Below are 6,754 nucleotides of genomic sequence, written 5' to 3' on the forward strand. Positions count from 1 at the left end.
GGCGGTCGTATACGTCGGCGAAGACAGGATTCCTCGGCGGGTCGCCGACTCGTTCGGGGAGTTCATCGATGGCCTGGTCTCGTGCGAGGTCTATGAAGAGCCGACGAACCCCGCGACAACCGTCGTGGCCGCCGCGAGATCTCGACGTACGTCACCGACGGTTGCTGCCCTGCGCGGCCGCCTACCCGCACCACCTCCTTTGCTCTGCTTCAACCAGCGCAACAACCCGCTGACCAGCGCATCCTCGTCAGCGGCTGGCGATGGCCAGGGGGTTCCCGCGACTCTGCGTGAGTGTTGCCTGAAGCAGAGCAAAGGACGTCCGTGACAACCTGGCACGCCTTGCCGGTCCGGTCGCCGCGTTGTCCGGTCGGCGGTCAGCCGGCCGGCAGGTCCTCAGCCGCCGCGGAGAGCAGATCCCACGCCTCGTCGACGTGCGTCTCGGTGGTCAGCGGCGAGCCCACCGCCAGCCGCAGCGTGTACCGCCCCTCCACCCGGGTGTGCGTCAGGTGTACCCGACCGGTGTCGTTGACCCGGCGCAGCAGCTCGGCGTTCGGCTTGTCACCCGCCCGCAGCCGGAAGCAGACCAGCGAGAACGGATGCGCGGCGGCCAGCTCGAACCGGTCGTCGGCCGCCACCCGCGCGGCGAAGCGGTCGGCGAGCGCCACTCCCGATCGGATGTGCGCCCGCAACCCCTCGACGCCGTACCAGCGGAGCACGAACCAGAGCTTGAGTGCCCGGAACCGGCGGCCCAGCGGCACCTGCCAGTCCCGGTAGTCGATCACCGCGCCGGACTCGGTGGCCGCGTTGCGCAGGAACTCCGGCATCACCGTCAACGCCTCGATCAGTTCGCCCCGGTCGGCCACCCAGAACGCGTCGCAGTCGAAGCCGGTGAGCAGCCACTTGTGCGGGTCGAAGCAGTAGGAGTCCGCGCGCTCCAGTCCGGCGTGCGACCAGCGCAGCTCCGGGCAGACCGCGGCCGCTCCCGCGTACGCGGCGTCGACATGCAGCCAGACGCCGTACTCCGCGCAGATGCTGCCGATCTCCGGCAGCGGGTCGACGGCGGTGGTGGAGGTGGTCCCGATCGTCGCCACCACGATCGCCGGCGTCACCCCGGCAGCCCGGTCCGCCTCGATCGCCGCCCGCAGCGCCTCCGGGCGCATCGCCTGGGTCCGTAGGTCCACCTCGACCGCTCGGACCCCGTCGGCGCCCAGCCCCGCGATCCGGGCGGCCTTCTCGATCGAGGAGTGCCCCTGGGTGGAGGTGTACGCCCGGTACCGCCGGTCGATCCCGTCCGCCCGCCAGCCGCCCTTGCTCGCCCGGTGCAGCGCGCCCAGCGTGGCGACCAGCGTGGCCGAGGACGCGGAGTCCTGGATCACCCCGCCGCCCCGGCCGGCGGAGCGGAACCGCTCCGGCAGGTCCAGCAGCCCGGCGAGCCAGTCCAGCATCACCGTCTCCAGTTCGGTGCAGGCCGGCCCGGTGGCCCAGAGCATGCCCTGCACGCCGAGACCGGAGCTGACCAGGTCGCCGAGGACGCTCGGGCCGGAGGTGTTGGCCGGGAAGTAGCCGAAGAAGCCGGGATGCTGCCAGTGCGTCAGTCGCGGCGCGATCACGCTGTCCAGGTCGGCCAGCAGCGACTCGACCGGCTCGCCCCGGTCGGTCGGGCCGGCCGGCAGTGCGGCGGCCACCGCGCCCGGCGGGTCCTGCGACGTCACCGGTCGCTGCCCGAGTGTCGTCCAGTAGTCCGCGATCCAGTCGACCACCGCGTACCCGGCGCGCCGGAACTCCTCGGGGTCCATGTGCTCAGCCATGACCCCGAGTCGATCAGGTGGGTTGTCGCGGATCAAGGGGCGGGAGGGGGAAAGGCAGGCACCGGGTCGCCGACCGCGGAATCCGCAGCGCCGGCGACCCGGTGCACCACACCGCAGCACCCCCGACCCGTCCCGACCGGGAATGCCGTACCACCACCGGTCACAAAGCTAGGGGAGCTCCGCGACGGTGGGGTGACGTCGCTATGAAGAGCGTGTTTCAGCCGTTCCGGCGCAGCCCGCCGGCCACCTGCTCGGCGACCAGCTCGAAGGAGCGCACCCGGTCGGCCACGTCGTACACCATCGTGGTCAGCATCAGCTCGTCCGCGCCGGTGCGCTCCAGCAGCTCGCCCAGCTGCCGGCCCACCGTCTCCGGCGAACCCATCGCCTGACCCTCGCGGCGCTGCCGGACGAAGTCGCGTTCCAGCTCGTCGTACGGGTACGCCGCCGCCTCCTCCGGACTGGCCAGCGGCTCCGGGCGACCCGAGCGAAGCTTCAGGAACGACAGCGAACTCGGACCGGCCAGCCACTCCGCCCGCTCGTCGGTCTCCGCGCAGACCACGTTCACCGCCACCATCGCGTACGGCTGTTCCAACCAGCGCGACGGCCGGAAGCTCTGCCGGTACAGCGCCAGCGCGGGCAGGGTGTTCTGCGCGCTGAAGTGGTGCGCGAACGAGAACGGCAGCCCGAGCAGCCCGGCGAGCTGGGCGCTGAACCCGCTCGACCCGAGCAGCCACACCGTGGGGGACTGGCCGCGCCCCGGGGTGGCCGTGATCGGCCCCGGCTCCGCACCGCTGAAGTAGTTCATCAGGTCCGCCAGCTCCCGGGGGAACCCCTCGGCCGACAGCCCCTCCATGGTCCGGCGCAGCGCCAGCGCGGTCACCTGGTCGGTGCCGGGAGCGCGGCCGATGCCCAGGTCGATCCGGCCCGGGTGCAGCGCGTCCAGGGTGCCGAACTGCTCGGCCACCACCAGCGGCGCGTGGTTGGGCAGCATCACCCCGCCCGAGCCCAGCCGGATCGTCGAGGTGTTGGCGGCCAGGTGGGCGAGTAGCACGGCCGGAGCCGAGCTGGCGATCGCCGGCATGTTGTGGTGCTCGGCCACCCAGAACCGGTGGTAGCCCAGCTCCTCGGTGCGGCGGGCCAGCTCGGTGGTGTGCCGCAGCGCCTCACCGGAGGTCGCCCCACGGGCCACCGGAGCAAGATCAAGGACAGACAGGGGTACGTCGATCACTCGTTGAGCAACCCCGCCCGTGCCGGAATTGTTCCGGATGGTGCCCTAGCCCATACCGCGCGCCTGCTCGAAGATCAGGCTGGTCTGGGTGTGCTGCACCGCCGGGTCCACCGCCAGGTGGTCGAGCACGAAGTCCCGCAGCGCGTCCCCGGAGGCCGCCCGCACGTGCAGCACGTAGTCCTCCGCGCCGGCCACGTGGAACACCGACACCACCCCCGGCAGCCGGACCGACCGGGCCCGGAACGCGTCCACCACCGCCCGTTCGTGCGCGGTCAGCCGCACCGACACCAGGGCCTGCAACGGCAGTCCCACCGCGGCCGGATCGACCTCGGCGTGGAAGCCGCGGATCGCCCCGCACTCGCGCAGCGACCGGGTCCGGGTCAGGCAGGTGGAGGGCGCCACCCCCACCCGCTCGGCGAGGGCGTTGTTCGGCAGCCGGCCGTCGGCGGCCAACTCGGTCAGGATCGCGCGGTCGACGTCGTCCAAGGCCGTGAACGGCCGCACATCGTTCGGTGCAACGGGCATGCGAGCATCCTCCACCGAATCGGCGAGCGTTGGAAGAGCCAGTGACAGAATCTTCTTCGTAGCTATTGCCCCCAACTGCGCTGATGTTCGACCCTTCCGGTCATGACAGCCGTGGACACCAGAGCCGTGCACGCCGGGCGCGACGACCTCGCCGGTCTCGGCGTCCACGTACCGCCGATCGACCTCTCCACCACCAACCCCCTGCCCTCGGTCGACGAGGGCGGCGACGCGTACGAGACCCTCGCCACCGGCGGCACCCTCCCCGCCGGCGGCAGCGCCGTCTACCAGCGGCTCTGGAACCCCACCGTGGCCCGATTCGAGACCGCCCTCGCCGAACTCGAAGGCACCGCCGCAGCCGTCGCCTTCGCCAGCGGCATGGCCGCCCTCACCGCCGCCCTGCTCGCCGCCACCCGCGACGCAGCGGCACATCGTCGCCGTCCGCCCCCTCTACGGCGGCACCGACCACGTGCTCGCCACCGGCCTGCTCGGCACCGAGGTCACCTGGGCCCGCCCGGACGAGGTCGCCGCCGCCGTCCGCCCCGACACCGCGCTGGTCATCGTCGAGACCCCGGCCAACCCCACCCTCGACCTGGTCGACATCGCCGCCCTGGCCGACGCCGCCGGCGACGCCCCCCTGCTGGTCGACAACACCGTCGCCACGCCCGTGCTCCAGCAGCCCGCCCGGCACGGCGCCACGCTGGTGCTGCACAGCGCCACCAAGAGCATCGGCGGCCACGGCGACGTCCTCGCCGGCGTGATCGCCTGCGACGCCGGGTGGGCCACCCGGCTGCGCCAGGTCCGCGCCGTCACCGGCGCGATCCTGCACCCGCTCGGCGCGTACCTGCTGCACCGCGGCCTGCAGACGCTGCCCCTGCGGGTCCGCGCCCAGCAGGCCGGCGCGGAGAAGCTGGCCGGCTGGCTCGCCGGCCACCCCGCCGTCGAGCGGGTCCACCACCCGTCGGCGCACGACCCGGCCGGGCTGGTCGGCCGGCAGATGTCCGGCACCGGCAGCCTGCTCGCCTTCGAGGTACGCGGCGGCGCGCCCGCCGCGGCGGCTGTCGCCGGGGCGTGCGAGCTGATCACCCACGCCGTGTCGCTCGGCGGGGTGGACACCCTGATCCAGCACCCGGCCTCGCTGACCCACCGACCCGTCGCCGGCGAGGCCAAGCCGTGCGGCGGGCTGCTGCGGATCTCCGTCGGCCTGGAGGACCCGGAGGACCTCCGGGCGGACCTGGCCCACGCGCTCGGGGTGATCTGACGCCTCGCGGCTGCGGACCCCGTGCGTCTCGCCGCCCGGCCCGGGGCGCTGTCCGGCGTCAGGACTTCGGGCCGACGTGGCAGTCCAGCGCGGCGACCGCGTCCCGCCGCGCGACGGAGAGGGAGTTGCGGCGGTTCATCTTCCACGCGATGCCGAGCTGGTCGAGCGCCCACTGGCAAAGGCCCATGATGTCGGTCGACTCGTTGGTGAACATGTAGCGTGGGTAGACATACTGCTTGCCCCGGACGGTGACCCGGTTGCTGAACCGGCAACCGTCGGAGTGGAACAGGCCGCGCAGAAGGTCGCCCGGTTGCGCCGCCACGATCTCCCGCTGCCATTCGGCCAGCACGATCGGCCGCTCATGCTTCTTGCCGGGCCCGTGCTGTGGCAACAGGCACGGCCAGTGTCTGCCGTAGCTCTGCACGGTGACGCAGCCCTGCTTCTGCACGCGCTGCACCGAGGCCGCCAGGACGCCCTTCATCGCTTCTTCGCAGGCGTCGATCAGGCCCGGCCAGGCGTCGGCGCAGAAAATGCGCAGCACCGGAACCCGGACGGTGGTGACCAGGTGCCCGTCACCGAGGTAGAGGCCGAGCAGGTAGGCGTACTGACCGGGATCTGTCGGATTGTCGACGTCGGCGCGGCAGCGGAAGCAGCGCAGCGCGGTGCCCTGTTGCTTCGGCTCCGGTCGGACCTTGCACCAGTGTCGGACGGTGGGATAGGAAACCCCGACGGCGCGGGCGGCCTCAGCAACGGTCGCGCGGCGAGGTACAGATGCCGCGCTCGAGCGCGTACTTCGGGTGGATGCACGTACGCATCTTCGAACGCCAGTACGACAATTTCGGTGCCCCCGGTGGGACTCGAACCCACACTGTCGGAGGTTTGAGCTCCGTCTCTCTTCCATTGGAGTACAGGGGCTTGCGTGATTCAGCCTCAACAGAATACCGACTAGGCTAAGGGCGGCGACACCCGGCACGGCGGGCGTCGGGCTCAAACTGGTGGGAGTGGCTCGTGGCCGAGACGCAGACGGATGCCGAGCGCAGGCGGGTACTGATCGCCGAGGACGAAGCGCTGATCCGGCTGGACCTGGCCGAGATGCTGGTCGAAGAGGGTTACGAGGTGGTCGGCGAGGCCGGTGACGGCGAGACCGCCGTCAAGCTCGCCGAGGAGCTCAAGCCGGACCTGGTCATCCTCGACATCAAGATGCCGATCATGGACGGGCTGGCCGCCGCCGAGCGGATCGCCGGCGCCCGGATCGCCCCGGTGATCATCCTGACCGCGTTCAGCCAGCGGGACCTGGTGGAGCGGGCCCGGGCGGCCGGCGCGATGGCGTACCTGGTCAAGCCGTTCCAGAAGAGCGACCTGGTGCCGGCGGTGGAGATCGCCCTCTCCCGCTACTCGGAGATCGCGGCGCTGGAGGCGGAGGTGGCCGGCCTCACCGACCGGCTGGAGATCCGCAAGACCGTGGAGCGGGCCAAGGGCGCGCTGATGACCACGTACGGGATGACCGAGCCGCAGGCGTTCAAGTGGATCCAGCGCACCGCGATGGACCACCGGATGACCATGAAGGAGGTCGCCGAGCGGATCCTCGCCGAGACCGCCGGCGGCGAGGGACCCAGCCCGCCTCCTGACCGTCCGCCCTCCGCCCCGACCGTCGCCGCGCCGTCGGCGCACGTCCTCGCGCCGGCGAGTGGTGGCGGGAGAATCCGGCGGGTCGACGGATCCCGTGCCTCGTCGGCGGTCGATACGATCGCGGCCATGCGTGCTCGGCGTCCGCTGGCGGTGCTCGGCCTGACGGCCGTGCTGCTGGCCGGCTGCCGGTCGCCCGGGCGCACCGATCCGGCCCCGGAGCCGGCCGCCCGGCCTGGCAGCCGATGACGCTGCCGGTGCCGCCGGGCGCGCCCGGGCGGCTGCAGCTGCGGGACGCGACGGCCTGCG

General features: G+C 72.4%; 6 protein-coding genes, 1 tRNA gene and 2 pseudogenes. 4 read left to right on the forward strand and 5 right to left on the reverse strand.

Features of this window, described 5'->3' with window-relative positions; genetic code table 11:
* A partial coding sequence (locus JNW87_RS32400) for a hypothetical protein (protein ID WP_238454989.1) occupies positions 1 to 325 on the forward strand: 325 nt, incomplete at its 5' end.
* Between the two features lie 49 nt (positions 326 to 374).
* On the opposite strand, the gene JNW87_RS32405 is transcribed toward JNW87_RS32400, so the two are convergent.
* From JNW87_RS32405 to JNW87_RS32415, 3 genes are all read right to left on the reverse strand, one after another.
* Entirely contained in the window at positions 375 to 1,808 is a 1,434-nt protein-coding gene (locus tag JNW87_RS32405; RefSeq protein ID WP_236647858.1) for a pyridoxal-dependent decarboxylase, read from the reverse strand.
* Positions 1,809 to 2,025: 217 nt separating this feature from the next.
* Positions 2,026 to 3,036, reverse strand: a complete 1,011-nt coding sequence (locus JNW87_RS32410) for an LLM class flavin-dependent oxidoreductase (protein WP_109801934.1) — start codon at positions 3,034 to 3,036, stop codon at positions 2,026 to 2,028.
* A gap of 45 nt (positions 3,037 to 3,081) precedes the next feature.
* Positions 3,082 to 3,561 carry an Lrp/AsnC family transcriptional regulator gene (locus JNW87_RS32415; RefSeq protein ID WP_109801935.1) on the reverse strand — a complete coding sequence of 160 codons (480 nt, stop codon included), beginning with the start codon at positions 3,559 to 3,561 and terminating at the stop codon, positions 3,082 to 3,084.
* Positions 3,562 to 3,663: 102 nt separating this feature from the next.
* Between JNW87_RS32415 and JNW87_RS39980 the strand changes: the two are divergent.
* Positions 3,664 to 3,909 (forward strand): annotated as a pseudogene (locus JNW87_RS39980) (PLP-dependent transferase); the annotation flags it as partial.
* A gap of 118 nt (positions 3,910 to 4,027) precedes the next feature.
* Complete coding sequence (locus tag JNW87_RS32420) at positions 4,028 to 4,819, forward strand: PLP-dependent transferase (protein ID WP_309234127.1); 792 nt, start codon at positions 4,028 to 4,030, stop codon at positions 4,817 to 4,819.
* Between the two features lie 58 nt (positions 4,820 to 4,877).
* Here the strand turns inward: JNW87_RS32420 and JNW87_RS32425 are convergent, their stop codons facing one another.
* Together JNW87_RS32425 and JNW87_RS32430 are read right to left on the reverse strand one after the other, a co-directional pair.
* Entirely contained in the window at positions 4,878 to 5,360 is a 483-nt protein-coding gene (locus JNW87_RS32425) for a hypothetical protein (RefSeq protein ID WP_238454990.1), read from the reverse strand.
* Between the two features lie 301 nt (positions 5,361 to 5,661).
* A tRNA-Leu gene (locus JNW87_RS32430) sits at positions 5,662 to 5,734 on the reverse strand.
* Between the two features lie 93 nt (positions 5,735 to 5,827).
* On the opposite strand from JNW87_RS32430, the pseudogene JNW87_RS32435 reads away from it, so the two are divergent.
* A pseudogene (locus tag JNW87_RS32435) lies at positions 5,828 to 6,439 on the forward strand (ANTAR domain-containing response regulator); the annotation flags it as partial.
* Positions 6,440 to 6,754 lie beyond the last annotated feature (315 nt).

This window comes from Micromonospora sp. ATA51 (assembly GCF_016802855.1).
Lineage (GTDB): Bacteria > Actinomycetota > Actinomycetes > Mycobacteriales > Micromonosporaceae > Micromonospora > Micromonospora sicca.

Coding starts and splice junctions, on each gene's coding strand:
- JNW87_RS32405 (WP_236647858.1), bottom strand. CDS start 1,808: ATGGCTGAGCACATGGACCCCGAGGAGTTCCGGCGCGCCGGGTACGCG.
- JNW87_RS32415 (WP_109801935.1), bottom strand. CDS start 3,561: ATGCCCGTTGCACCGAACGATGTGCGGCCGTTCACGGCCTTGGACGAC.